Below are 23,280 nucleotides of genomic sequence, written 5' to 3'. Positions count from 1 at the left end.
ACGCATCCGTCCCCACAAAACAAAAAAGCCCCGGGCAACCGGGGCTCTTTTCATACTGTGATCAGAAAGCTCAGTGGAGCTTCTGGCCAACCTCTGCAATTGCATCGTCGATACTCTTGGCCGCGTCTTTGGCAGTCATCTGCTTGGCTACAACGTCGCGTGCAGCTTTGATTGCCACGGCAATCGCACGGTCCCGCACTTCTTTGACGGCGCTGGCCTGAGCCGACGCAATCTGATCTTCGGCGGCAGCCAAACGGCGTGCGATCGACTTTTCCAGATCCGCACGGGCCTGCTCACCGGCTAGAACGGCCTCTTCTTTGGCATGTGCGATGATGCGGTCCGCCTGCTCCTGCACTTCGCGCTGACGGCGCTCATAGGAGGCCAGCAGAGCCTGTGCTTCTTCACGCAGCGCTTTGGCCTCATCCAGCTCGTTCCGGATACCTTCTGCGCGCTTGTCCAGCATGCCCATCAGCAGAGACGGCACCTTGAAGTACAGCAGAACGCCGATGAAGACGAGGAAACCAACGGTCACCACGAAGTCGGTGTTCTTCAGAGAGAAGAACGGGCCGCTTGCGGCAAAAGCCGGGCTGGCGAGCAGCGATGCTGCGGCAATTGTCATGATACGGTTCATGTCATTCCCCCCTTTATCTGCGCGTCAACGGCAGCGGCAACCGCCGCGTCATCCGCCTGACCACCCACAGCGGCAACGATGCTGCCTGCGGTGTCTTTGGCGACGGCTTCCACACTCTGCACGGCAGAGGCGCGGATTTCGGCAATGGCCTTTTCCGATTCCGCTGCCTTCGCAGCAATCTCGGCATCCGCCTTCGCGATAGCCTTGTCCAGTTCGGCCTGCATTTCAGCCTTGTTCTTTGCGATGATCTCGTGCGCTTCCGCACGGGCATCGGCGAGGGCCTTGTTATAGGCCTCTTCGGCCTCGACAGCCTTCTGCTTTAGATCTTCAGCAGCTGCGAGGTCGTTTGTAATCGTGCCTTGTCGTTCCGCCAGAACCGTCGCAATGCGCGGCAACGCGATGCGGGACAGGACAAAGTAAATCGCGATCAGCGCGATCAGAAGCCAGAAGATCTGGTTCGGCATCCAGTCGGCGCAAAGCTGCGGCATGCCGATGGCGCTGCCATCCGGACCCACACATGCGCTGGCTGTACCAGTGGTTTCGGTTGCCATGTCGTCCTCCGTCGGAACTTGTCGTTACATCGGGCGGGCCGCGTGATTACGGCACCGCCCGCGCGTAAGGATTTAAGTCCGAAGCTTAGACGGCGAACATCAGCAGCAGCGACACGAGGAATGCGAAGATCCCCAGCGCTTCTGCGAACGCGATACCGATGAAGAGGGTTGCTGTCTGCGAAGCAGCAGCGGACGGGTTACGCAGGGCGCCTGCGAGGTAGTTGCCGGCCACGTTGCCCACCCCGATTGCGGCTGCGCCGGAACCGATTGCTGCCAGGCCTGCGCCGATGTGTGCGAGATCGCCTTCCATGTGAATTCTCCTTACGATTGGAAGTTGAAACTGGGGATGGGTGCACGCACCCACCGGTATTAGTGTGACGGGTGCAGCGCGTCCTTGAGGTACACGCAAGTCAGGATGGTGAACACGTAAGCCTGGATGAAGGCCACGAGCACTTCCAGTGCATAGATTGCCGTGATGCCGAGGATCGACAACGGGGCGACTGCGGTGATCGCGGCGAAACCGGCGAACACTTTGAGAACCGCGTGGCCTGCCATGATGTTACCCGCAAGACGGATGGAGTGGCTGACGGGACGCACGAAGTAGGAAATCAGTTCGATCACCGCGAGGATCGGACGCAGCGCCAGCGGCGCGCTCGAGACCCAGAAGAGACCAAGGAAGCTCGCGCCGTTCTTGATGAAGCCCAGCGCAGTCACCGCGATGAACACGCCGAAACCGAGGATGGCCGTAACCGCGATGTGCGAGGTCGGCGAGAATGAGGTCGGGATCAGCGCAAGGAAATTCGAGAAAGCGATGAACATGAACAGCGTGAAGATATACGGGAAGTACTTCACCGCATCCTTGCCGGTCACATCCTCGACCATCTTGTAAACGAAACCATAGGCCAGTTCCGCGATCGACTGCACTCGTGTCGGCACTGTCGCGCGCTTGGACGTGCCCAGCACCATCAGCGCGATCACGCAGGCCACAGCCAGCAGGAGCCACAACGCAACGTTGGTAAAGGTGAACATGCCCACTGCACCGTCGCCGAACAGCGGCTTGACGATGAACTGGTCCATCGGGTGGAAAACCAGTCCGCCTTCGCTGTGACCGTTAGCTTCCGTCGCCATGTCGATCCCTCTCGTTCTCTCCGGCCAGCTCGGCCAGTTGCTTGACCTGAAGCTCCTTGGCGGTGCGGATCATAACATTCACCCCCGCCGCGAAGCCCAGCAATGTAAACAGCACCATCAACCACGGATCGGTCTTAAAGACCGCATCAAGCCCGTATCCGATGCCAAATCCGATCCCAAGACCGGACACCATCTCAATCACCATGCGCCACGCTTGCTGCGCCTGGCTGTAATGTTCTTCCTGGTGTGGCTTGTCCTCTTTGGCCCCCTTGGCCGCCGCGATCCGCGCTTCCAGCTCTTTCAGCCTTTGCTTTGGATCGTCGTCAGACATGCGCTCCATCCCAGTTGGAACTTTCGGCATGTGCTACGGTGCAGCATGTCCTGAGTCAAGGCGCTGCTTGGCGTGGGCATGATACGCCCAACCTTTTGATAAAAATCAATTTTCATGTTTCGAATAAGTGGCCGCGCAAAGGGTCGCAGGGGCAATTCTCCCAATTTGGTCCCATTCCGCATATTCAACTTTCCGGTTGAGTTTTCCGGCCATCTCCGTCTACTGCGCGCCATGGGCCCCACACTCGACACCGTCTTTGCCGCATTGGCAGACCCGACCCGCCGTCAGATTCTGACGATGCTGCTCGAGGATGACATGGCCGTCACCGACGTGGCAGACCCGTTTGACATGTCCCTCGCGGCGATCTCGAAACACCTCGTAATCCTCGCCAATGCGGGCCTGATCAGCCAGGAAAAACGCGGTCGTGTGAAGTGGTGCAAACTGGAACCGGACGCACTTCGCGATGCCAGCATCTGGATGCAGGCCTTCGGCCAGTTCGAAGCCATCAATCTCGATGCCTTCGAACGCTTTCTGGAAACAGAAAACCTGACCTCCGACACCTGACCCCAAACGCGTCGACGCGTTTGGGCACTCCGTCGACGGAGTGCCTCCGATTCAGGCTGCCAATCCACGACCCTTTAGCAGTGCTTCAACCCCCGGCATCCGACCCCGGAACTTGGTATAAAGCACATCCGCCTCTTCGGACCCACCAGCCGACAGGATGAACTGCTCGAGCTTGCCAGCCATCGCCGGATCGAATGCGCCGCCCGCTTCCTCGAACGCCTCGAAGGCGTCCGCGTCCATCACTTCGGACCACATGTAGCTGTAATAGCCAGACGAATAGCCGTCCCCGGTGAACACATGCGCGAAATGCGGCGTCGCATGGCGCATGACGATGGCCTCGGGCATCCCTATATCCGCCAGCACCTCGGCCTGCGCCGCCATCGGATCGGCGGGAGGATCCCCTTCATGGAACGCCAGATCGACCAGCGCAGAGGCCACATATTCCACCGTCTGGAAGCCCATGTCATAGGTCGCCGCCGCCAGCACCTTGTCCAGCATCTCCTGCGGCATCGCTTCGCCAGTCTCCGCATGGGTGGCGAATTCCTGCAACACCTCCGGCACTTCCAGCCAGTGCTCGTACAACTGGCTCGGCAGCTCGACAAAGTCCCGCGCCACCGACGTGCCCGAAATCATGTCATAGGTCACATCCGAAAGCATCTGGTGCAGCGCATGGCCGAATTCGTGGAACAGCGTGCGCGCATCGTCATAGGACAGCAGCGCCGGGTCACCCTTGGCGAAGTTGCAGATGTTCACCACAATTGGTGCCTGAACATCCGGGAACTTGCGCTGAGACCGCATCGCAGAACACCACGCACCCGACCGCTTCGACGCACGCGCAAAGTAATCCCCGATGAACACAGCCACATGCTGCCCGTTCCGTGCCACCTCCCACGCCCGCGCGTCCTTGTGGTAGAGCGGCACTTCCAAAGGCCGGAACTCCAGCCCGAACAGTCGGTTCGCACAGGCAAAAGATGCCTCGATCATCTTGTCCAACTGGAAATACGGCTTCAACTCTGCCTCGTTGAGCGCAAATTCCTCGCTCCGCCGCGCCTCGGAATAGTACCGCCAATCCCATGCCTGCAGCGGTCCGTTCACACCATCGGCCACCATCCTCTCTTCCAGCAGCGCAGCATCCGCCAAAGCCCGCGCCTTTGCAGGCTCCCACACATCCATGAGCAGACCGCGAACGGCCTCCGGCGTTTTCGCCATTTCGGTCTCGAGCTTGTAGGAGGCAAAATCGTCATAGCCGAGCAGCTTCGCCCGCTCCTGCCGCAACTGCAGGATCTCAGCCGCCACACCCCTGTTGTCGGTCTTGCCGCCATTTTCGCCGCGCGCCACCCAAGCGCGCCAAGCCTCTTCCCGCAGCGCCCGATTGGGACAGAACTGCAGGAACGGCACCATCACCGAGCGCGACAGGGTCAGAACCGGGCCGTCAGCCCCGCGCTCCTTGCCCGCGGCGCGCACTGCGTCGACCACGAATTTCGGCAGGCCCTCAAGCTCGTCCTCGGACAAGGCCCGTTGCCAGTCCCGCTCATCCGCCAAGAGGTTCTGACCGAATTGCGTGCCCAAGGTGGCCAAACGCCCCTTGATCTCCTTCATTCGCGCCGCCTCATCCCCGGTCAGCGCAGCGCCCGCGCGCACGAAACCTCGATGGGTCAGCATCAGCACCCGCGCCTGCTCCGGCGTCAGGTCCAGCGCCTCGCGCGCCAGCCACACTTGTTCAATCCGCGAAAACAGCGCCTGATTGCCATAAATGGCCGCCGAATGCGCCGCGAGCTTGGGCGAAAACTCCCGCATGATCTCTTCACGCATATCGGTGCTGTCGGCCCCGGCCAGGTTGTAGAATACGCCCAGAACCCGATCCAAGGCCGCGCCGGTTTTCATCAGACCTTCAATCGTGTTCTCAAAGGTCGGCGGCTCGTGGTTGTTCGCCACCGCTTCGACCTCTGCCAGCCCTTCCGCCATCGCGGCCTCGATCGCGGGCGCGAAATGCGCGTCCTCAATCTGCTCAAACGGCGGCAGGCCGAACTCTGTGTCCCAGGTCTCAAGCAAAGGGTTGGTCATCGAAGGCTCCTATTCGGTTTCCCAAAACCTAGGGCCGCCCGATGCCAACAACAATGGGCCACGAACAGGGAAAGCGGTGTTCAGCGTGCCGCAGCTGTCTTCACAGACGCCGCACCGCAGATCGGGCAATCGTCGCGCGGTTTCAGCCCGATTTTCCGCGTCTCACCCCACAGCGCATCGTAAATCAGCATCTCACCCTTGAGCGCCTGCCCCGCCCCGGTGATCAGCTTGATCGCCTCGACTGCCATCATCGACCCGATCACACCGGGCAAGGGCCCGATCACCCCAACCTCGGCACAGGACGGGGCCAGCCCCGCTGCAGGCGCTTCGGGGAAGATACACTGATAACAGGGCGTACCAGAGGCCGGATCAAAGACCGAGATCTGCCCTTCCCACTGCGACAACGCACCGGAAATCAACGGCTTGCCCATAGCAACGGCAGCGCGGTTCGCAAGATAGCGTGTCTCGAAATTGTCCGTGCCGTCCAGCACCAGATCGTACTCCGACACCAGCTTTTCGGCCACATCCTCGGCCAGCCGCCGGTGATAGGGGCGCACCTCAACATGCGGGTTTTGCGCCAGCATCGCGGCCTGCGCGGAAAACACCTTGGGCATACCGATGTCCTTATCCCGGTGGATCACCTGCCGTTGCAGATTGGCGTTCTCAACCACGTCGTCGTCTATCACCCCGATGTTGCCGACACCCGCCGCCGCCAGATATTGCAGCGCAGGCGCGCCCAGACCCCCAGCCCCGATCACAAGCACCTTGGCATCCCGCAGCGCCTTCTGCCCCGGGCCACCGATCTCACGCAGCACGATATGGCGTGCGTACCGTTCCAATTCCGATGCCGAGAAACTGGCAGACCGCTGCACGGGCGCCGCCTCACCCTTTTCCTTGGCCACTGCGCGGTCCTTCAATCTCTTGACGACCTTGCCATACAGAACCGCGACCGCCGCAAAGACGCCCAACAAGATCCACAGTGCCGCACTCTCGCCTGTCGCCATGCGCAGCGGATGCCCCACCGGCAGCGCGATCTGGATGAACAGCACCCCGACATAGAGCAGCCCGATCATGTAGAGCCGCGCCGTTCGCGGCATCTTCATCAACGCGCCCAGCCCCCAAAGGGCCGCGGCCATGGCAAAGACAACAATCATTCCGAAACCCCGGTCGATCCAAAGCCACCCGCACCGCGCGCCGTGTCGTCCAGTGTTTCCTCCAGCGCGAATTCCGCCCGCAACACCGGGGCGACGATCATCTGCGCAATCCGGTCGCCATGGGAAATCTCGAACGATTCCTGCCCGGCATTCATAACGATCACGCCCAAAGGCCCGCGATAATCGCTGTCGATGGTCCCCGGCGCGTTGGGCAGCGTGATCCCATGCTTGAGCGCAAGCCCTGAACGCGGCCTGATCTGCACCTCAAACCCCTCCGGGATCGCCATGCGCAGCCCGGTCGGCACCAACGCCCGCGCACCCGGCTCCAGCACAATCGCTCCGCGATCCGGGAAGTTCGCCCGCAGATCCGCACCAGCGGCACCGGCGCTGGCATAAACCGGCAGCCCCAAAGACCTGTCCGCCCCTTCATCCCAAGTCAGCCTGATCGCGACCACGCCTTGCCCTTCTTCTTTTTCCAAATATGCAAAATGGTCCAACCGTGCCGTCAGACCAGAGCGTCGGCAATCCGCGCTGCCAATTGCCGCGCCACCGCATCCTTGCCCATGCGCGGCCAGGCCTCTGCCCCGGTGTCCGAGATCAGCGTCACCGCGTTTTCACTACCGCCCATGATCCCCGTTGCAGGTGACACGTCATTCGCCACGATCCAGTCACAGCCCTTGCGCGTGCGCTTGGCGGTGGCGTTTTCGATCACATCATTGGTCTCGGCGGCAAAGCCCACCACCAGTCCGGGACGGTCCTCCGTCATCTGAGACACCTCGGCCAGAATGTCCGGGTTCTCTTCAAACGCCAGAGTCGGCAGCGCCCCTGCCACTTTCTTGATCTTGCTGTCCGACGCCCCGACCACGCGCCAATCGGCCACCGCTGCTGCGAACACCGCCGCATCAGCAGGCAAGGCGGCAAGCACCGCGGCCCGCATCTCCCGCGCGGTCTCAACTCGGACCACCTCGACGCCATCCGGCGGCGCAACATCCGCAGGCCCGGTGACGAAAACCACCTCCGCCCCCAACGCCCGCAGCGCCGCTGCAATCGCCTTGCCCTGCGCCCCTGACGACCGGTTCGCGATATAGCGCACCGGATCAATTGGCTCATGCGTCGGCCCGGATGTCACTACAATCCGCTTGCCGTGCAGCGGCCCATCCGCCAGCGCCCCCACCACGGCATCGACGATCTCCAAAGGCTCCGCCATGCGCCCCGGCCCATACTCGCCGCACGCCATGTCGCCGTCATTCGGCCCAACCACCGAAACGCCGTCGCCCTTCAAGACCTCGAGATTGCGCTGGGTCGCCCGATGCTCCCACATCCGCACATTCATCGCTGGCGCGATCATCACCGGCGTGTCGGTCGCCAAAAGCAGCGTCGTCGCCAGATCGCCGGCCATCCCCTGCGCCATCTTCGCCATCAGATCCGCCGTCGCCGGGGCAACCAGCACCAGATCGGCCACGCGGGACAGCTGGATATGCCCCATCTCGGCCTCATCAGTCAGGTCGAAGAGATCGGTATAGACCTTCTCCCCCGCCAGCGCAGAAACCGACAAAGGCGTGACAAACTCCGCCGCCGCCCGCGTCATGACCGGCGTCACCGCCGCACCGCGTTCGCGCAACCGGCGGATCAGGTCCAGGCATTTATACGCCGCGATGCCGCCGCCGATGATCAGAAGAATACGTTTGCCGCTCAACATAAAGCACAGTCCTGACAGGTCCCCGCACCTTGTTACGGGGCTGTCGGGCAAAACTCAATCAGCGGAACGCGGCGCAGGGATCTCCTCGATCGACCTCGGGCGAAGTTTCTACCACGTCGAAGAGGCCCTCGGGCGGCACGTCCTCCTCGCCCTGCCCCAATGATGCAATCCGCAAATCGGGCGCCGCCGCCATGAGATACACCGGCGCCCCCCAATCCTTGCGCGCATGTCCATTTCCGGTGATCACCACCACCGGCCCGCCATGCGCCTCGAACGCCTGAACTGCGGAATAAGCCAGCTCCGCATCCCGAAGCCGTTGAATGTCCACCATCACCGGCAGCATGTCTTCCGGCATCGCATCGCAATGCGCCGCCAGCTGCAACGCCTCACGCTCCGCCTGCTGGTCCTCCGGCAAAACCGCCGTCAGCCCGTACACGTCGGCATCACCGCGAAACGCCGCCGCCATGCCGGTCTCCATCGCCTGCCGCGCGACGTCCCGAGGCACAGCCGCACCGAAATACGCGGCCTCAGGCGCTTCGGCAAAGATCGGGTAGTACATCGAAAAATCAGGCCAACCGCTGTCGTTCCAGCCCAACGCGGCCTCCAAAGCCGCCTCGTCCGCAACCAAGTCAGGCGTCACCAAATCCGCCTGCGCCTGCGTCAGCATCTCGAACACCAGCGCGGTCGGCTCCACCTCAGCCACCACTTCGGCCTGCCGTAGATGGTGCGCGGGATTGTCATGCAACTCCCCCAGAAACACCACATCGGCACCATCAAAAACGCCCCCAGCGACCAAAGCCGTGGGGGCGCAGATGAGAGAAATCAAAGCGTACTTCATGAAAGGAAGTGATGCACCTCAGGGCTTTGGGCTTCAAGCGACTTCCGGATCTTTGCAAACGCGGCCGCCTCAAGCTGGCGGACACGCTCCTTGGACAGGCCAAGCTCATTGCCAAGGCTCTCCAGCGTCCGAGCATCTTCCCGCAGCTTACGTTCGCGCACGATGAACCGCTCACGTTCGTTCAGCTGGTTCATTGCCATCATCAGCCACTGTCGCAGCTGTGCGAGATCCAGATCCTCTTCGACCCGCTCATCCGCCTGCGCGCTTTCATCTTCCAGCGCGTCGATCCACTCACGGCCTTCATCCTCGGTCGATTGGGTCGCGTTCAGCGAATAATCGGAACCGGACAGCCGCCCTTCCATCATCTCGACATCATGCAGCGGCACACCGATTTCTTCGGCAATCATCCGGCGCATCTCGTGACCTTCGAGCACTTTGGCCTCGGCAGCCGCTTCGCGTTCCAGACGCGCCTGGACCCGGCGCATGTTGAAAAACAGCGATTTCTGAGAAGAGGTCGATCCGGTCCGAACAATCGACCAGTTGCGCATCACGTAATCCTGGATGGACGCCTTGATCCACCACACGGCGTAGGTCGAAAAGCGTACGCCGCGATCGGGATCGAACTTGTCAGCGGCCTTCATCAGCCCCAAGCCGGCTTCCTGAATGAGATCGTTCATCGGCGCGCCATAGCGCTTGAACTTGGACGCCATCGAGATCGCCAGACGCATATACGCGGTGATCAGACGGTGCAGCGCCACCTCATCGCGCTGATCGCGCCATGCATAGGCCAGCTTGAGTTCCGTCTCCGCGTCCAGCAATTCTGCCTTCATCGCGCGGCGCGACAGGGTTTGGTCGTTAAACGAGTCCAGTGCCATTGGTGCCCCCTGATCTTATGTCTTGTTCTGTCTACGAGGGTCCCCGGCCCGTGGATCAAAGATTCATGAAAAAAAGTTTCAACATCGGGCCAACGCCCATGTCTCTTATTCGCTCCTGTGATGACCTCACGCACAATTCGAAATTGGGAATGCCCACCGGGCTGCGCTAGACATGCGTGAGAAACGGGCAATCGGAGTGACCCCTGCATGACTTACGAGCTTTTCATTGGCGACTACGCCTATTCCAGCTGGTCGCTGCGCGGGTGGCTGCTGTTTCGGCATCTCGGCGTCGATCCGAAGCTTCGTTTGGTGGATTTCACCAAAGGAAGCGTGGCAGAACAATTGCCCGACGTAGCACCCGCGCGCACCGTTCCGGCGATGCGCACACCGGAAGGCGCAGTGGTCTGGGATTCCCTCGCCATGGCTGAGGAACTGCATGACCGTCACCCCGAAGGTGGCCTCTGGCCAACCGACCCTGCGGCCCGCGCACTGGGGCGTTCCCTCGCAGCCGAAATGCATTCGGGGTTTTCCTCCTTGCGCAGCGAATGCCCGATGAACCTCCGCACGGCCTACGTGAATGTTCCCCTTTCCGATGCTACGAAGGCCGACATTGCGCGGATCGAAAGCCTTTGGGCCTATGCCCGGTCACAACATGCAGATTGCGGGCCGTGGCTCTTGGGCGACTATTCCATCGCCGACATCGCCTTCGCGCCCGTCGCTGCCCGCTTTGCCGGCTATGACGTGGCGCTGTCGGAGGCATCGCAGGCCTACGTGGACCTGCATCTCGCAGATGCGAAATTCCGCGAATGGCGCAGCATTGCGTTGAAGACCGGCGAAACGCTGCCCTGGTACGCCAAGACCTTCGAAACCAAGCCATGGCCCGACCCGGCCTGAGCATCAGCGTTAACCTTTTCGCAACCATGATGGCCGCACCCTCGAAACACACGAGGACCGGATCACATGGTTGCGCATGCCTACACTGTCGCCTTCGAAGGCGTAGACGCCCGCATGGTCGAGGTGCAATGCGCCGTGACACCCGGATTGCCTGCGTTTTCCTTGGTCGGTCTTCCGGACAAAGCGGTCTCGGAATCCCGTGACCGGGTGCGCGGCGCACTCTCGACGCTGCACATCGCGCTTCCGTCAAAGCGGATCACGGTGAACCTGTCTCCTGCCGACCTGCCCAAGGAAGGGTCACATTTCGACCTGCCCATCGCCCTGGCCCTGCTGGCCGAGTTGGACATCCTGCCCAAGGACGCGGTGGCCGATGCGGTGGCTCTGGGGGAACTGTCACTCGACGGCGCGCTGATCCCGGTGATCGGCGCGCTGCCCGCCGCGATGGCCGCAGCCGAGGAAAACCGCGCCCTGATCTGCCCCGCCGCTTCCGGGGCCGAGGCCGCGTGGGTTGGCGGCTGTCAGGTGATTGGGGCGAAGGGACTGATGGACGTGATCCAGCATGTCACGGGGCGCGCCCCGCTCACCCCCTGTGACCCCGGCGAAGTCAGCCACGCCCGCGACAGTCGGGACATGCGGGATGTAAAAGGACAGGAACGCGCCAACAGAGCGCTCGAAATCGCGGCGGCCGGGCGGCATCACGTTTTGATGGTCGGCACGCCGGGATCCGGCAAATCCATGCTCGCCGCGCGTCTGCCCGGTATCCTGCCACCACTCACCCCCGCCGAAGCGCTGGAAACCTCAATGGTGCATTCCCTCTCCGGCTTGATCGAAGCGGGCGGCATTTCCCGCGACAGGCCTTTCCGGGAACCGCATCACACCGCCTCGATGGCGGCCATCGTTGGCGGCGGGCGCACCGCCAAACCGGGCGAGATCAGCCTCGCCCACAATGGCGTGCTTTTCATGGACGAATTTCCCGAATTCCCCCGCGCCGTTCTGGAAACCCTGCGCCAGCCGATTGAGACGGGCGAGGTCATGGTCGCCCGCGCCAATGCCCACATCAAATATCCCTGCCGGTTCCTGCTGGTGGCCGCCGCGAACCCCTGCAAATGCGGCTATCTCAGCGACCCATGCCGCGCCTGCTCCCGCGCGCCCAATTGCGGTGAAGACTATATGGGACGCATCTCAGGCCCCTTGATGGACCGCTTCGACCTGCGTGTAGACGTGCCCCCCGTGGCCTTCCGCGATCTCGACCTGCCCAGTTCCGGCGCCACCAGCGAAGAGCTTGCATCCCGCATCGCGGCAGCACGCACCCGTCAGGCCGACCGCTTCAATAGTCGCCCCGATCTGCGCCAAAACGCCGATTTGCAAGGTGACCTGCTGGAAGAGGTGACAGAGCTCGATCCCGAAAGCCGCGCCCTACTGAACAGCGCCGCCGACCGTTTCGGCCTCTCGGCGCGCGGCTATCACCGCGTCCTGCGCGTCGCACGCAGCATTGCCGATCTCGACGCCTCCGATAGGCTCAGCCGCGATCACGTGGCCGAGGCGCTCAGCTACCGCCTGCCCCAAAGCACGGCCTGACGCGCCTTACAGCTTCGCCTCGATCGCCTGCCAGATCTTCTCGGCCACATTGATCCCGTCGAAACGCTCCAGCTCCTGAATGCCGGTGGGCGAGGTCACGTTGATCTCGGTCAGATACGTCCCGATCACGTCGATCCCGACAAACACCTGACCCTTTTCCTTAAGCAACGGCCCGATCCGCGCGCAGATCTCCAGATCGCGCTCCGTCAGCCCGATCTTCTCGGGCCGTCCGCCCACATGCATGTTCGACCGCGTCTCGCCCTCTGCCGGCACCCGGTTTATGGCGCCAACCGCTTCACCGTCGACAAGGATCACGCGCTTATCCCCCGCCGACACGTCCGGCAGGAATTTCTGCACGATCAGCGGCTCGCGCGAAAACCCGGTGAAAAGCTCGTGCAGCGAGGTCAGGTTTCGATCATTCGCATCCAGCCGGAACACCCCGGCCCCGCCATTGCCGTAGAGCGGCTTGAGAATGACATCCCCATGCCGTGCCTTGAACGCTTTGATCGACGCAAGATCCCGCGCAATCATCGTTGGCGGTGTCAGGTCGGGGAAATCCAGCACCAGCAGCTTTTCCGGGTAATTGCGCACCCAGAACGGATCATTGACCACCAGCGTCTTGCCCTTCAGCCGGTCCAGCAGATGCGTCGAGGTGATGTAATGCATGTCGAACGGCGGATCCTGCCGGAGCCAGACCACATCCACATCCGCAAGGTCGATCTGCTCCACCGGTCCTAGCTGGGCATGATCCCCCTGCACCCGCTGCACGGTGAACCACTGCCCGGTCGCAAGAATGCGACCCTCGTCATATGCCAGTTTATCGGGGCTGTAGAAGAACAGCTCATGCCCCCGCGCCTGCGCCTCTTCCGCCAGCCGGAACGAACTGTCGCCATTGATGTTGACCGATTGGATCGGATCCATCTGGAACGCGATTTTCATGTGCTGCCCCCTGCAAACCTTGCCCGTGTAATGGCGCAAGCGTAAGGGGCGCGCAAGGTCGGCGCGTCAGAACCCCATGCTGGCATTGGGCAGGATATCGATCCGGCCTTCGGCATCGACAAGCGCCACATCCAGCCGCGCATCCGTCAACGCACCTGCCGGACACCGGCCCAGATAATCCTCGGCGCTGCGCATGATCCGCCCAATCTGCCGGGCGGTCACGCGTTGCACCGCTTGGGCATGCGTACGGCTTTTCTTCACTTCGACAAAAACCACCCTGTCGCCTTCAGACAGGATCAGGTCAATCTCACCAGACCGCCCGCGCCAGCGGGTTTCCCGCAGCACTGCACCGCGATCCTGATAATGCCGGGCAACAGCCTGTTCCGCGCTGACACCTGCATGGTAATTGGTCCGATGCACGGCCCCTGCATCGCCCTGCCCCGCAAACCCGTCAGTCTGAAAATCGAATGGCATCCAAATCCCCTTTCGCCTTCAGACTACCACCCGACATCTAACGTTTCCCTAACGCCATTGCCCTTTGATAGGCCTCGCGGCGTGGCACGCCGAATGTCTTGGCCACTTCGCTGGCCGCGTCTTTGACCGACATGCGGCTCAACGCTTCCAACAACGCGTCGTCCAGCGTCGCCTGATCGGTGACCACCCCGGCCCCGCGTTCGATCAGCACGACGATTTCACCTTTCGGGGTCTCGTCCGTGTACTTCTGGGATAGGTCCGCCAACGTCCCCGCACAACGCTCTTCGAATTTCTTGGTTAACTCCCGGCACACCACAGCATCGCGCTCCGGCCCCAGCACTTCTGCCGCATCGCGCAGCATCGCACCCAGCCGTTTCGGGGATTCGTAGAAAATCAACGTCGCCGGCACAGCGACGAACTCTGCCAAGGCTGATTTCCGCTTTCCCGAGCTGTTGGGCAGGAACCCCGCGAACAGGAACCGATCCGATGGCAAGCCCGACAGGGTCAGAGCAGCCACCACCGCCGTCGGTCCCGGCGCCGTGGTGCAGGGCAGACCCGCCTGCAAGGCTTCGCGCATCAGGTCAAAGCCGGGATCGGAAATCAGCGGCGTCCCCGCCTCGGACGCATAGACCACTGATTGTCCGGCTTCCAACGCAGCCATCAGCCTGGGCCGCGCACGGTCGCCATTATGGTCGTGGTACGCCACCAGAGGCCGGTCCCCCAAGGCGACGCCATGGATCTCCATCAACCGCCGCAGCGACCGCGTGTCCTCTGCTGCCAACACGTCAGCGCCCGCCAGCAGGTCCAGCGCGCGCAGTGTGATGTCACGCGCGTTCCCGAGCGGGGTTGCCACAAGGTACAGCCCCGGCGCGATATCGCGTGCCTGCCAATTCATGTCTGGACCCGCCTTTCGCGTTGTCTATTATCGCCCCAAATCAAAATTGCGCGTGCCCAACGGTGACACGCGAACAGGGAGTGCGTTTTATGTTGGCTGTTTTGTCCACCCCCCGCAAGCTGTTGCGCAAGGCAATGGCTGTTGGAGCAATCATGGGCCTGACAGCCTGCGATCCCAGCATGATGGCGGCGCCCAGCGGTGGCTCTGGCCCCAGTGTCGACACCAGCGCACCGGTCCCGGTCGCCCTTCTGATCCCGCGCAGCGACAGCGGCGCAGGTGCCGTTGCAGCAAGCCTCGAAAACGCGGCGCGATTGGCCATAGCCTCGCTTGACGGGGTGCAGATCGACCTGCGCGTCTATGATACCGGCGGCGACGCCCAGCGCGCCGCAGTACAGGCCGAAACGGCCGTATCTGAGGGCGCGAAGATCATCCTCGGCCCGCTCTTCGGTGAAGCCGCCAACGCAGCCGGTGTGGCTGTATCCGACAACAACGTGAACGTCCTCAGCTTCTCGAACAACCCCTCGATCGCGGGCGGCAATGTCTATGTTCTTGGTCCGACCTTCCGCAATACTGCGAACCGGTTGCTGCGCTATGCGTCGGGGCAGGGCAACTCGTCGGTCGTAATCGTTCACCCGCAGAACGTTGAAGGCGAGTTCGGAAAGGCCGCAATCCAGGCCGCCGCCAGCCAGAGTGGCGTGCGTGTGACCGGCATCGAATCCTTTCCCTTCTCACAGGAAGGTGTGGCCTCGGCGGTGCCGCGGATCAAATCGACAATCGATTCTACCGGTGCGGATTCGGTATTCCTGACGTCCAACGCGGCCGGTGCGCTGCCGATCCTGCTTCAGCTTCTGCCCGAAGCCGGTGTCAGCCCGTCCACAACCCAGTATTTGGGTCTTGCCCGCTGGGATGTCCCGGCGCAGATCCTGTCCATGCCGGGCGCGCAGGGTGGGTACTTCACCCTTCCGGACACGGCTGCCAAAACCGCCTTTGAAAGCCGCTACAAGGCTCAGTTCGGACAGGATCCGCACCCGCTTGCGGGTCTGGCCTTCGACGGAATCGCGGCAATCGGCGCACTGGTGCGCCAAGGACGGTCGGATGCATTGTCCGGTCGCGCCCTGACACAGAATTCGGGCTTCCAGGGCGCCAATGGCGTCTTCCGCTTGCGCCCGGACGGAACCAATGAGCGCGGCCTCGCAGTAGCGACCGTGCGCAACAACCAGGTGATCATCCTTGACCCAGCCCCATCCGGCTTCGGCGGCGCAGGCTTCTAAGTCCTTAACAAACGAACAGAACGCGGGCGCCCCAGCGGCGTCCAACCCGTTCGATGACGTGCTCGACGTTGCCGCGCTGCGCGAAAAACTCTGGCAAAGCATCGAAGACGCGGCTGATGAACGCGCCATCCGCGCCGCTGTCGTTGACGTGCTCAAGGAAGGGCAAAAGACGGGCCGTGCCGCCGTGGCTGCTCGGCTCGAGGCACAGCCACGCAACGCCCTGCCGGTGACCACCGGGTATACGTGGCTCACCGATCAGCTGGTCACGCTCACCTTTGAGGTTGTGACGGAACGGATTCACCGCAATCCCAACCCGACTGAGGGTGAACGGTTAACCGTGCTGGCCGTGGGCGGTTATGGGCGTGGGGAAATGGCACCCTTCTCGGATGTCGATCTGCTGTTCCTGACCCCTTACAAGATCACCGCCTGGGCGGAGAGCGTGATCGAATCCATGCTCTACATCCTGTGGGACCTTAAGCTTAAGGTCGGCCATTCCTCACGCACCGTGAAGGACTGCCTGCGCCTAGGCGCCGAGGATTTCACCATCCGGACAGCGATGCTCGAACACCGGTTCATTGCGGGCTATGAACCGCTGGCCGACGAACTGGACAGCAAGCTCTGGAACACCCTGTTCAAAGGTACAGAGGCAGAGTTCATCGAAGCCAAACTCGCCGAACGCGACGTCCGCCACACCAAGCAGGGCCAGCGCTACATGGTGGAACCCAATATCAAAGAGGGTAAGGGCGGGTTGCGTGACCTGCAGTCGCTGTTCTGGATCGCCAAGTACATCCATCACACCGATGACCTGCGCAAACTGGTGCGAACCGGTGTGTTCCGTCCCGAGGAATTCGACACATTCGTCAAGGCCGAGAACTTTCTCTGGGCCGTACGCTGCCACCTGCACCTCGCCTCCGGTCGCGCAACCGAACAACTGACTTTCGACATGCAGGTCGAAGTTGCCGCCCGAATGGGCTATGTCGACAAAGGCGGTCGACGCGCGGTGGAAATCTTCATGCAGGACTTTTTCCGCCATGCCACATCCGTGGGTGACCTGACCCGGATCTTCCTGACCTCGCTCGAAGCCTCGCAGCAGAAAGAACCACCGCTTCTGCTGCGCCTGCTCAAGCGCGCACCGAAGATGAAAGAAGGCTACGAGGTCGTTAACAACCGCCTCGCCATCACCGACGATGCGGCCTTCCTCGCCGACAAGATGAACATGCTGCGCATCTTCGAGGAAGCGCTCCGCACCGGCCTTCTGATCCACGCGGACGCCATGCGCCTGATCAGCGCCAATCTGCATCTGATCGACCGTGACATGCGCAACGACAAAGAAGCCCAGCGCATCTTCCTTGACCTGCTGCTCAAACACGGCAACCCCGAACGCGCTCTGCGTCGCATGAACGAACTTGGGGTTCTGTCGGCCTTCATCCCCGAATTCGAACCCATCGTGGCGATGATGCAGTTCAACATGTACCATCACTACACGGTGGACGAACACACGATCCAATGCATCTGGCACCTCAGTGAGATCGAAAACGGCCATCTTGAGGAAGACCTGCCGGTTGCCAGCTCGATTCTAAAAGACGGGGTAAACCGCAAGGTCCTGTACGTCGCGCTGCTGCTGCATGACATCGGCAAAGGCCGCGACGAAGACCACTCCGTTCTTGGCGCCAAGATCGCACGCAAGGTCGCGCCCCGCCTCGGCCTGAACAAGCAGGAATGCGCCACTGTCGAATGGCTGGTGCGCTACCATCTGCTGATGTCCGACATGGCACAGAAGCGCGACATTGCCGATCCCCGCACCGTCCGTGATTTTGCCAAGGCCGTGCAGACAAAGGAACGGCTCGATCTGCTCTGCGTTTTGACTGTCTGCGATATCCGTGGCGTCGGTCCGGGTACGTGGAATAACTGGAAAGCCGTGCTGATCCGCGCCCTCTACCGTCAGACCCGCCGCGCTCTGGAAGACGGGATGGAGGCCCTCAACCGCGAAAACCGTGGCGCTGAAGCCAAGAAAGCTCTGCGGGAAGCCCTCGAAGGCTGGGATGCCAAGGATCTGCGCATCGAGACTGGCCGACATTATCCGCCCTACTGGCAGGGTCTGCACGTCACCGCTCACAAGGTCTTTGCCGAACTGCTGCGTGACATCGGCGATGATGAAATCCGCATAGACATCCATCCGGATGAAGATCGCGATGCCACCAGGGTCTGCTTTGCGCTCGCAGATCATCCGGGCATCTTCTCACGTCTCGCCGGGGCGCTTGCGCTCGTTGGGGCGAATGTCGTCGATGCCCGTACATTCACCTCGAAAGACGGTTTCGCAACCGCGGCCTTCTGGATCCAGGACGGCGAAGGGGCCCCTTACGAAGATGTCCGCATCCCGCGACTGCGGGATATGATCTCGAAAACCCTTCGAGGGGAGGTTCTGGCACGCGAGGCGATCAAGCCGCGTGACAAGCTGAAAAAGCGCGAACGGGCCTTCAATGTACCCACCTCGATCACCTTCGACAACGAAGGGTCCGAAATCTACACCATCATCGAGGTCGATACCCGCGACCGCCCGGGCCTGCTTTTCGATCTCACACGCACTTTGGCAAATGCCAACGTCTACATCGCCTCTGCTGTCATCGCGACCTATGGCGAGCAAGTGGTCGATACCTTCTATGTCAAGGACATGTTCGGCTTGAAATTCCATTCCGAGAACAAGCAGAAAGCCCTTGAAACCAAGCTGCGCAATGCGATCGCCGAAGGGGCCGAACGCGCCGCGCAATAATTCTGACTGATCCGGAGCCTGCCATGCTGATCACATCTACCGGCGAAAATACACTTTTCCTCGAATAGAAGCTTTTTGGCGTTCCTCGAACAGAGCCTTTTTGGGCCGACCGGCTTTCTGAGCGTCGACATAACCTCGCCCGACCCGTCCCGACTTGTCCTGACGCACACCGTCTACACCGACGCGAATGTCTCGGTCACGCTTCGGGGGTCAGGGTTCCTTCTGTCGAACAGCGGCGAGGTTCTGACCGGTCAGATAACGTCGATGGAATTCGACGGACTTGACGTCAGGCAAGGCACTATCTCGGGCATCAACTGGAGCGCACCGGCATTCCTCAATGCGCTGAATGCGATTTCCGAGTCCTCGGACTTCGCACCGCTCGCCGCCTTGTTCAATCAATCGAGCCGCATCACTCTGGATGCCAGCGGTGGCCTGACGCGCTTTGATCAGGAACTCGCGTGGTCGCCGTTCCTTCCGCTGCTGACCAAACCGATCACGTTCATCGGTTCGCCCTTTGGCGACAGCATCGAAGGCGCGTCCGGAAACGACATCCTCCAACCCGCTGGAAACAGCGATATGCGAGACCGCATAGTTGGTTCGGCAGGCAATGACCGCATCGTTTTCGACATTTCCAATTCCGACAACAACGCGGGCTATTGGGTCGACTACGACAGCTTCACAGAGTCGCTGTCGTTCAATATCGACAGCGTCGCGAACGCCGGTTCGATCATTGGCGAGTCGATGGTCGACAAGCTCGAAAACGTAAACGACGCGCTTGAAACCTCTCTAGGTCTAGAAGGGACGCTCGGAGACGACACCTACAACATCCGCACAGGACAGGATCACCTGCTGTTTCTCAACGGCAATGAAGGGTCCGACAGCTATTTCATCGATTCTCCGGGCAGCGTCGTCGTACTCGATTATCAATTCGGTGCATCGGGGCGGGCGACCAGTGGAGTCGACATCAACCTTGGTACCGGTGCCATCCTCGACGACGGACTTGGCTTTTCCGAAACGCTTGATGTGCAAAATGCGCCGGACGCGCTTCTTATCTTCGCCACGGACGAGGCAGACGTCATCCGTGACGGTGCGGACAACCAGTTGATCCGATTCTACAGTGCGGATGACACGTTCTTTGCCGGAGCGGGCGGCATCGACAGTGTCGATGGCGGTGCCGGTGAGGATACCGTGGTCTTTGAACAGACCGTGCAGGGCGCGCTGTCCATCCAGTTTCAGAACGGACAGAGCATCGTTGCCGATCGGGGCGCACCCGGAGACCTGACCTATCTGGTCAGCGTCGAAAACCTGCAGACCCAAGGCAATGTCGTTCTCGAACTCGACAAGCACGACGGGATCGGGCTGATCTCTGCGGAAAACCTGACCACGCTGACCGAGCTTTACATCGCCTATTTCAATCGCGCTGCTGACGCGCTTGGACTGTCCTTCTGGGCGACGGCGTTCCAAAAGAACGGTTTTTCCTTCGAGGAAATCGCAGATCTGTTCTTTACCCAGCCGGAAACCGTGGCGCTGTATTCGGATGTGAGTGACGGCGAATTCGTAAACGCGGTCTATAACAACGTGCTTGGGCGCAACCCCGATCAGGCGGGTTTCGATTTCTGGACCGGCCAGCTTGCGGCGGGCAATGTCACCGAGAGCGGCTTTATCCTGGACCTGCTGGCAGGCGCACGGGCGGCGACCGGCTCTCCTGATGATGTTGCCTACATCGAAAACAAGACCGATATCGGCCTTTATTTCGCAGTCATTCAAGGCCAGAGCGATGTTGCGGCAGCCAACAGCGTAATGGCGGCATTTGACGGAAGCGCAAGCAGCATCGACGCGGCGCAAGCACTTTCGGACGCCGCGCTCAGTGATGCGGTCGCGGGCAGTTCCGATCTGTTGCTGCCAGTCGTTGGCGTGGTCGATAGTCCGTTTGCATTGTTCGGGTAGTCCAGCCGCCATCAGCGCTGTAAACCTGCCCCAAGGGACCGGGGCAGGTCGTCCACTCCGCACGACCACCCTTTGCGCACCTCCAGGCGCGGATTCCCGGCCGACCGGAACCTTTTTCCATGACCTGGATGCCCTCATCTTGTGAGAACCCCCTGAGCCTTGAACAGAGCGGTCCCTATTTGGCCACGCCCTGCGGCGGGCCGGGGTGATCTGGGCAAACGAAGCGCACGGCTAGGTAAGCCACCCGAAAAATCAGCCAAAATCAGCCCAAGGGTTGTGAAATCGGCCTCTGAACGGTTCGCCTCCGCCCCCCGAACCACACAAGAGGCACTTTTCGCCGGACGATTTCTGCTCTACCCCACGTCTGACGCGCAAGGAGCCCGCATGAAACCGATCCGCCTGATTACCGGTGTGCTCACCGTTGGCTTCTGGACCTTGATGAGCCGGGTTCTAGGCGTCCTGCGCGAGGTCATGATCCTCGCCTTCATCGGCCCCGGCCCGGTCATGGACGCGTTCGTTGCGGCCTTCCGTCTGCCCAATATGTTCCGCCGCTTCTTCGCCGAAGGCGCGTTCAACGCATCATTCGTGCCAATGTTCTCCAAACGTCTGGAAGCGGATGACAACGCTGTCGGCTTTGCCACACAGGCGCTGTCCGGACTGACCTTCGTACTCTTGATCCTGAGCGCCCTCGCGATGGTGTTCATGCCCGGACTCGTCTGGCTGACGGCAGGCGGGTTCGTCGGCGATGCACGATTCGATCTGACCGTCGATTACGGCCGGATCGTCTTTCCGTACATCCTGCTCATTTCGCTGACGGCTCTGTTCTCCGGCGTGCTGAACGCAACGGGCCGTTTTGCCGCTGCTGCTGCAGCACCGGTGTTTCTGAACATTTTTGTCTGCATCTCGATGGCATGGGCAGCCTATGCCGGTGGAGAAGTGATCCATTGGCTGATCTGGACGGTTCCCGCAGCTGGCCTTGCGCAACTCGCGCTTGTCTGGGTCGCAGCCGATCGCGCCGGTATCCGTCTTCGCCCCACCCGCCCCCGTTGGACGCCCGAGATGAAACGGCTGGTCATCGTCGCCATTCCCGCCGCGCTTGCCGGCGGCGTAATGCAGATCAACCTGCTTGTCGGCCAACAGGTCGCATCACACTTCGAAAAGGCGGTGGGATGGCTTTATGCGGCGGACCGCCTGTATCAGCTGCCTCTTGGCGTTGTCGGTATTGCGGTGGGAATCGTCCTGTTGCCCGACCTGTCCAGACGCCTCACAGCACAGGACGACAAAGGTGCAAAACACGCTTTCTCGCGCGCAGGAGAGCTTTCGCTCGCCCTGACCATTCCGGCGGCGGTTGCGCTGGTCGTGATCCCGCTTCCGGTGGTCACAGTGCTCTTCGAACGCGGAGCCACGGGAACAGATGACTCTGCCGCAATCGCCGCGGCGGTCGCAATATACGGACTGGGTCTTCCCGCCTTCGTTCTGCAGAAGGTCCTGCAACCGCTGTTTTTTGCGCGGGAAGACACCAGATCCCCCTTCCGCTATGCGGTCTGGGCGATGATCGTGAATGCCGCCATTGCGGTCGGGCTGGCCCCCGTCATCGGTTGGATTGCGCCCGCCATCGCCACCACCGTGGCAGGCTGGGTTATGGTCTGGATGCTGGCACTGGGCTCACGCAGAATGGGCGACGTTGCGCGCTTCGATGATCAGTTCCGCCAACGCATCTGGCGGGTCTGCCTCGCATCTGCTGTCATGGGTGCGGTGCTCTGGGCAGCAACAGTCCTGCTGGGTCCGTTCTTTGCCATGGCCGGCATCCGGTTCATCGCGCTCACTGTGCTGATCGGGACGGGCATGGTCAGCTATGCCATCGCCGGACAATTGATCGGGGCGTTTTCTCTTCGGGAATTCCGCAGCGCGTTCCGGCGCGGTGGTTAATTGCGCTGACGCAGACGGTCGATCAGCTTTGACCAGCCGCCCGGAACCAGAATGATCGACAGGCTGAATCCAAGCGCAAAGCCCGATAAATCCGCAACCCATTCCGCGTTGGCCCCGAAGAGAAGGCCAAAGATCAACTGGATGAACAGCAGGAACCCGATCAGGGTAAAGGCGCGGATCTGGCTTTCGCCCAGCTGACCCAGACGCAGCCACAGCATGTAGGTGAACCCACCGATCAGACCGTAAACCGCAGGGAACGCACCGATCAGCGGAGCGGAACTGCCAATGGTCACGGCATAGATCACCGCACCGCCCGCAGCTGAGACAAAGAAGATCACGACAACCGCAAGGCTGCCCATGGCCTCGCCCACCATCTTGCCCAGCGCAAGAAGCATCACCCCGGCAAAAAGCGCATGGGTAAAGCTGGCATGAACAAACGGGTAAGACACCATGCGCAGAACATGCTCGGGCGGCCACCGTCCCGTTTCGCGCATCCATGCGAATATCTCGGCCGAAAAGGCGAACCGCTCAAGATATTCCAGACGCCAGCCCACTGCACCTTGCCCGCCGACGATCCCTCGCGCACCAAGGCTGAAGGCCACCTCGATCCCGACGATCACGAGGAACAACGCGATCACCACAGGCGGCAGCGGGTTCAGCGGGGGTTCGTTATGCGGGTGGGTCACTGCTCAGGCCCTTGCTTGACGGCACTTGAGGTCATGGGTAAGGCACCCGCACCACTTTTGCC

At 61.4% G+C, this 23,280-nt stretch carries 22 protein-coding genes; 7 read left to right on the top strand and 15 right to left on the bottom strand.

The features are described from left to right. Positions 1-70 precede the first annotated feature (70 nt). The 5 genes from MGEO_RS03925 to MGEO_RS03905 form a co-directional block, all read right to left on the bottom strand. Positions 71-631 (bottom strand): F0F1 ATP synthase subunit B, encoded by a 561-nt coding sequence (locus tag MGEO_RS03925; RefSeq protein ID WP_085635406.1) that lies wholly within the window; start codon positions 629-631, stop codon positions 71-73. After that, positions 628-1,182 carry a F0F1 ATP synthase subunit B' gene (locus tag MGEO_RS03920; protein ID WP_085635405.1) on the bottom strand — a complete coding sequence of 185 codons (555 nt, stop codon included), beginning with the start codon at positions 1,180-1,182 and terminating at the stop codon, positions 628-630. The genes MGEO_RS03925 and MGEO_RS03920 overlap by 4 nt, the downstream gene beginning before the upstream one ends. An 85-nt stretch (positions 1,183-1,267) precedes the next feature. Then, on the bottom strand, positions 1,268-1,492 hold the full coding sequence (locus tag MGEO_RS03915; RefSeq protein WP_072775827.1) for a F0F1 ATP synthase subunit C: 225 nt from the start codon (positions 1,490-1,492) through the stop codon (positions 1,268-1,270). Positions 1,493-1,551: 59 nt separating this feature from the next. Next, positions 1,552-2,310: a F0F1 ATP synthase subunit A gene (locus tag MGEO_RS03910; RefSeq protein WP_085635404.1), complete on the bottom strand. Its 759-nt coding sequence runs from the start codon at positions 2,308-2,310 to the stop codon at positions 1,552-1,554. Further along, positions 2,294-2,641, bottom strand: coding sequence for an AtpZ/AtpI family protein (locus tag MGEO_RS03905; protein WP_085635606.1), 348 nt, complete (start codon positions 2,639-2,641; stop codon positions 2,294-2,296). Before MGEO_RS03905 ends, MGEO_RS03910 begins: the two co-directional genes overlap by 17 nt. A gap of 231 nt (positions 2,642-2,872) precedes the next feature. Between MGEO_RS03905 and MGEO_RS03900 the strand changes: the two genes are divergently transcribed. Further along, complete coding sequence (locus MGEO_RS03900) at positions 2,873-3,205, top strand: ArsR/SmtB family transcription factor (RefSeq protein WP_085635605.1); 333 nt, start codon at positions 2,873-2,875, stop codon at positions 3,203-3,205. A gap of 51 nt (positions 3,206-3,256) precedes the next feature. Here the strand turns inward: MGEO_RS03900 and MGEO_RS03895 are convergent, their stop codons facing one another. From MGEO_RS03895 to MGEO_RS03870, 6 genes are all read right to left on the bottom strand, one after another. Further along, on the bottom strand, positions 3,257-5,269 hold the full coding sequence (locus MGEO_RS03895) for a M3 family metallopeptidase (protein ID WP_085635403.1): 2,013 nt from the start codon (positions 5,267-5,269) through the stop codon (positions 3,257-3,259). Positions 5,270-5,349: 80 nt separating this feature from the next. Then, positions 5,350-6,423: a HesA/MoeB/ThiF family protein gene (locus MGEO_RS03890; RefSeq protein WP_085635402.1), complete on the bottom strand. Its 1,074-nt coding sequence runs from the start codon at positions 6,421-6,423 to the stop codon at positions 5,350-5,352. Next, positions 6,420-6,878 carry a dUTP diphosphatase gene (dut, locus tag MGEO_RS03885; protein WP_085635604.1) on the bottom strand — a complete coding sequence of 153 codons (459 nt, stop codon included), beginning with the start codon at positions 6,876-6,878 and terminating at the stop codon, positions 6,420-6,422. Before dut ends, MGEO_RS03890 begins: the two co-directional genes overlap by 4 nt. Before the next feature lie 50 nt (positions 6,879-6,928). Next, positions 6,929-8,122 carry a bifunctional phosphopantothenoylcysteine decarboxylase/phosphopantothenate--cysteine ligase CoaBC gene (gene coaBC / locus MGEO_RS03880; RefSeq protein WP_085635401.1) on the bottom strand — a complete coding sequence of 398 codons (1,194 nt, stop codon included), beginning with the start codon at positions 8,120-8,122 and terminating at the stop codon, positions 6,929-6,931. A gap of 58 nt (positions 8,123-8,180) precedes the next feature. Continuing rightward, complete coding sequence (locus MGEO_RS03875; RefSeq protein ID WP_085635400.1) at positions 8,181-8,960, bottom strand: ChaN family lipoprotein; 780 nt, start codon at positions 8,958-8,960, stop codon at positions 8,181-8,183. Continuing rightward, complete coding sequence (locus MGEO_RS03870) at positions 8,957-9,835, bottom strand: RNA polymerase factor sigma-32 (protein WP_085635399.1); 879 nt, start codon at positions 9,833-9,835, stop codon at positions 8,957-8,959. Before MGEO_RS03870 ends, MGEO_RS03875 begins: the two co-directional genes overlap by 4 nt. A gap of 207 nt (positions 9,836-10,042) precedes the next feature. On the opposite strand from MGEO_RS03870, the gene MGEO_RS03865 reads away from it, so the two are divergent. Together MGEO_RS03865 and MGEO_RS03860 are read left to right on the top strand one after the other, a co-directional pair. Then, positions 10,043-10,729, top strand: a complete 687-nt coding sequence (locus MGEO_RS03865) for a glutathione S-transferase (RefSeq protein WP_085635398.1) — start codon at positions 10,043-10,045, stop codon at positions 10,727-10,729. Between the two features lie 66 nt (positions 10,730-10,795). Further along, positions 10,796-12,307, top strand: a complete 1,512-nt coding sequence (locus tag MGEO_RS03860; protein ID WP_085635397.1) for a YifB family Mg chelatase-like AAA ATPase — start codon at positions 10,796-10,798, stop codon at positions 12,305-12,307. 6 nt (positions 12,308-12,313) lie between these two features. Here the strand turns inward: MGEO_RS03860 and gshB are convergent, their stop codons facing one another. The 3 genes from gshB to rsmI form a co-directional block, all read right to left on the bottom strand. Continuing rightward, complete coding sequence (gene gshB / locus MGEO_RS03855; protein WP_085635396.1) at positions 12,314-13,246, bottom strand: glutathione synthase; 933 nt, start codon at positions 13,244-13,246, stop codon at positions 12,314-12,316. Between the two features lie 66 nt (positions 13,247-13,312). Further along, entirely contained in the window at positions 13,313-13,720 is a 408-nt protein-coding gene (locus MGEO_RS03850; RefSeq protein WP_085635395.1) for a YraN family protein, read from the bottom strand. 37 nt (positions 13,721-13,757) lie between these two features. After that, positions 13,758-14,615: a 16S rRNA (cytidine(1402)-2'-O)-methyltransferase gene (gene rsmI / locus MGEO_RS03845; protein WP_085635394.1), complete on the bottom strand. Its 858-nt coding sequence runs from the start codon at positions 14,613-14,615 to the stop codon at positions 13,758-13,760. Positions 14,616-14,704: 89 nt separating this feature from the next. Between rsmI and MGEO_RS03840 the strand changes: the two genes are divergently transcribed. The 4 genes from MGEO_RS03840 to murJ all read left to right on the top strand — a co-directional run bounded on the left by MGEO_RS03840 (position 14,705) and on the right by murJ (position 22,532). Continuing rightward, a complete protein-coding gene (locus tag MGEO_RS03840; protein ID WP_085635393.1) occupies positions 14,705-15,886 on the top strand; it encodes a penicillin-binding protein activator in 1,182 nt (393 codons plus the stop codon). Continuing rightward, entirely contained in the window at positions 15,846-18,656 is a 2,811-nt protein-coding gene (locus MGEO_RS03835; protein WP_085635392.1) for a [protein-PII] uridylyltransferase, read from the top strand. Before MGEO_RS03840 ends, MGEO_RS03835 begins: the two co-directional genes overlap by 41 nt. A 75-nt stretch (positions 18,657-18,731) precedes the next feature. Beyond that, the gene (locus tag MGEO_RS03830; protein ID WP_085635391.1) at positions 18,732-20,603 is read left to right on the top strand and encodes a DUF4214 domain-containing protein; all 1,872 of its coding nucleotides are present in this window, start codon (positions 18,732-18,734) and stop codon (positions 20,601-20,603) included. A 384-nt stretch (positions 20,604-20,987) separates the two neighbouring features. After that, positions 20,988-22,532, top strand: a complete 1,545-nt coding sequence (murJ, locus tag MGEO_RS03825; RefSeq protein WP_085635390.1) for a murein biosynthesis integral membrane protein MurJ — start codon at positions 20,988-20,990, stop codon at positions 22,530-22,532. Here the strand turns inward: murJ and MGEO_RS03820 are convergent. Beyond that, entirely contained in the window at positions 22,529-23,218 is a 690-nt protein-coding gene (locus tag MGEO_RS03820) for a rhomboid family intramembrane serine protease (protein WP_085635389.1), read from the bottom strand. The two genes, murJ and MGEO_RS03820, sit on opposite strands and share 4 nt — an antisense overlap. Positions 23,219-23,280 lie beyond the last annotated feature (62 nt).

Source organism: Marivita geojedonensis, assembly GCF_002115805.1.
Taxonomy (GTDB): Bacteria; Pseudomonadota; Alphaproteobacteria; order Rhodobacterales; family Rhodobacteraceae; genus Marivita; species Marivita geojedonensis.
Note: the sequence above shows the minus strand (reverse complement) of the source record. Positions and strands in the feature narration are given on the sequence as shown.

Bases quoted from the DNA above. Each gene is read 5' to 3' on its own strand.
- MGEO_RS03925 (WP_085635406.1), bottom strand. From the start codon at position 631: ATGAACCGTATCATGACAATTGCCGCAGCATCGCTGCTCGCCAGCCCG.
- MGEO_RS03920 (WP_085635405.1), bottom strand. From the start codon at position 1,182: ATGGCAACCGAAACCACTGGTACAGCCAGCGCATGTGTGGGTCCGGAT.
- MGEO_RS03915 (WP_072775827.1), bottom strand. From the start codon at position 1,492: ATGGAAGGCGATCTCGCACACATCGGCGCAGGCCTGGCAGCAATCGGT.
- MGEO_RS03910 (WP_085635404.1), bottom strand. From the start codon at position 2,310: ATGGCGACGGAAGCTAACGGTCACAGCGAAGGCGGACTGGTTTTCCAC.
- MGEO_RS03905 (WP_085635606.1), bottom strand. From the start codon at position 2,641: ATGTCTGACGACGATCCAAAGCAAAGGCTGAAAGAGCTGGAAGCGCGG.
- MGEO_RS03900 (WP_085635605.1), top strand. From the start codon at position 2,873: ATGGGCCCCACACTCGACACCGTCTTTGCCGCATTGGCAGACCCGACC.
- MGEO_RS03895 (WP_085635403.1), bottom strand. From the start codon at position 5,269: ATGACCAACCCTTTGCTTGAGACCTGGGACACAGAGTTCGGCCTGCCG.
- MGEO_RS03890 (WP_085635402.1), bottom strand. From the start codon at position 6,423: ATGATTGTTGTCTTTGCCATGGCCGCGGCCCTTTGGGGGCTGGGCGCG.
- coaBC (WP_085635401.1), bottom strand. From the start codon at position 8,122: ATGTTGAGCGGCAAACGTATTCTTCTGATCATCGGCGGCGGCATCGCG.
- MGEO_RS03875 (WP_085635400.1), bottom strand. From the start codon at position 8,960: ATGAAGTACGCTTTGATTTCTCTCATCTGCGCCCCCACGGCTTTGGTC.
- MGEO_RS03870 (WP_085635399.1), bottom strand. From the start codon at position 9,835: ATGGCACTGGACTCGTTTAACGACCAAACCCTGTCGCGCCGCGCGATG.
- MGEO_RS03865 (WP_085635398.1), top strand. From the start codon at position 10,043: ATGACTTACGAGCTTTTCATTGGCGACTACGCCTATTCCAGCTGGTCG.
- MGEO_RS03860 (WP_085635397.1), top strand. From the start codon at position 10,796: ATGGTTGCGCATGCCTACACTGTCGCCTTCGAAGGCGTAGACGCCCGC.
- gshB (WP_085635396.1), bottom strand. From the start codon at position 13,246: ATGAAAATCGCGTTCCAGATGGATCCGATCCAATCGGTCAACATCAAT.
- MGEO_RS03850 (WP_085635395.1), bottom strand. From the start codon at position 13,720: ATGCCATTCGATTTTCAGACTGACGGGTTTGCGGGGCAGGGCGATGCA.
- rsmI (WP_085635394.1), bottom strand. From the start codon at position 14,615: ATGAATTGGCAGGCACGCGATATCGCGCCGGGGCTGTACCTTGTGGCA.
- MGEO_RS03840 (WP_085635393.1), top strand. From the start codon at position 14,705: ATGTTGGCTGTTTTGTCCACCCCCCGCAAGCTGTTGCGCAAGGCAATG.
- murJ (WP_085635390.1), top strand. From the start codon at position 20,988: ATGAAACCGATCCGCCTGATTACCGGTGTGCTCACCGTTGGCTTCTGG.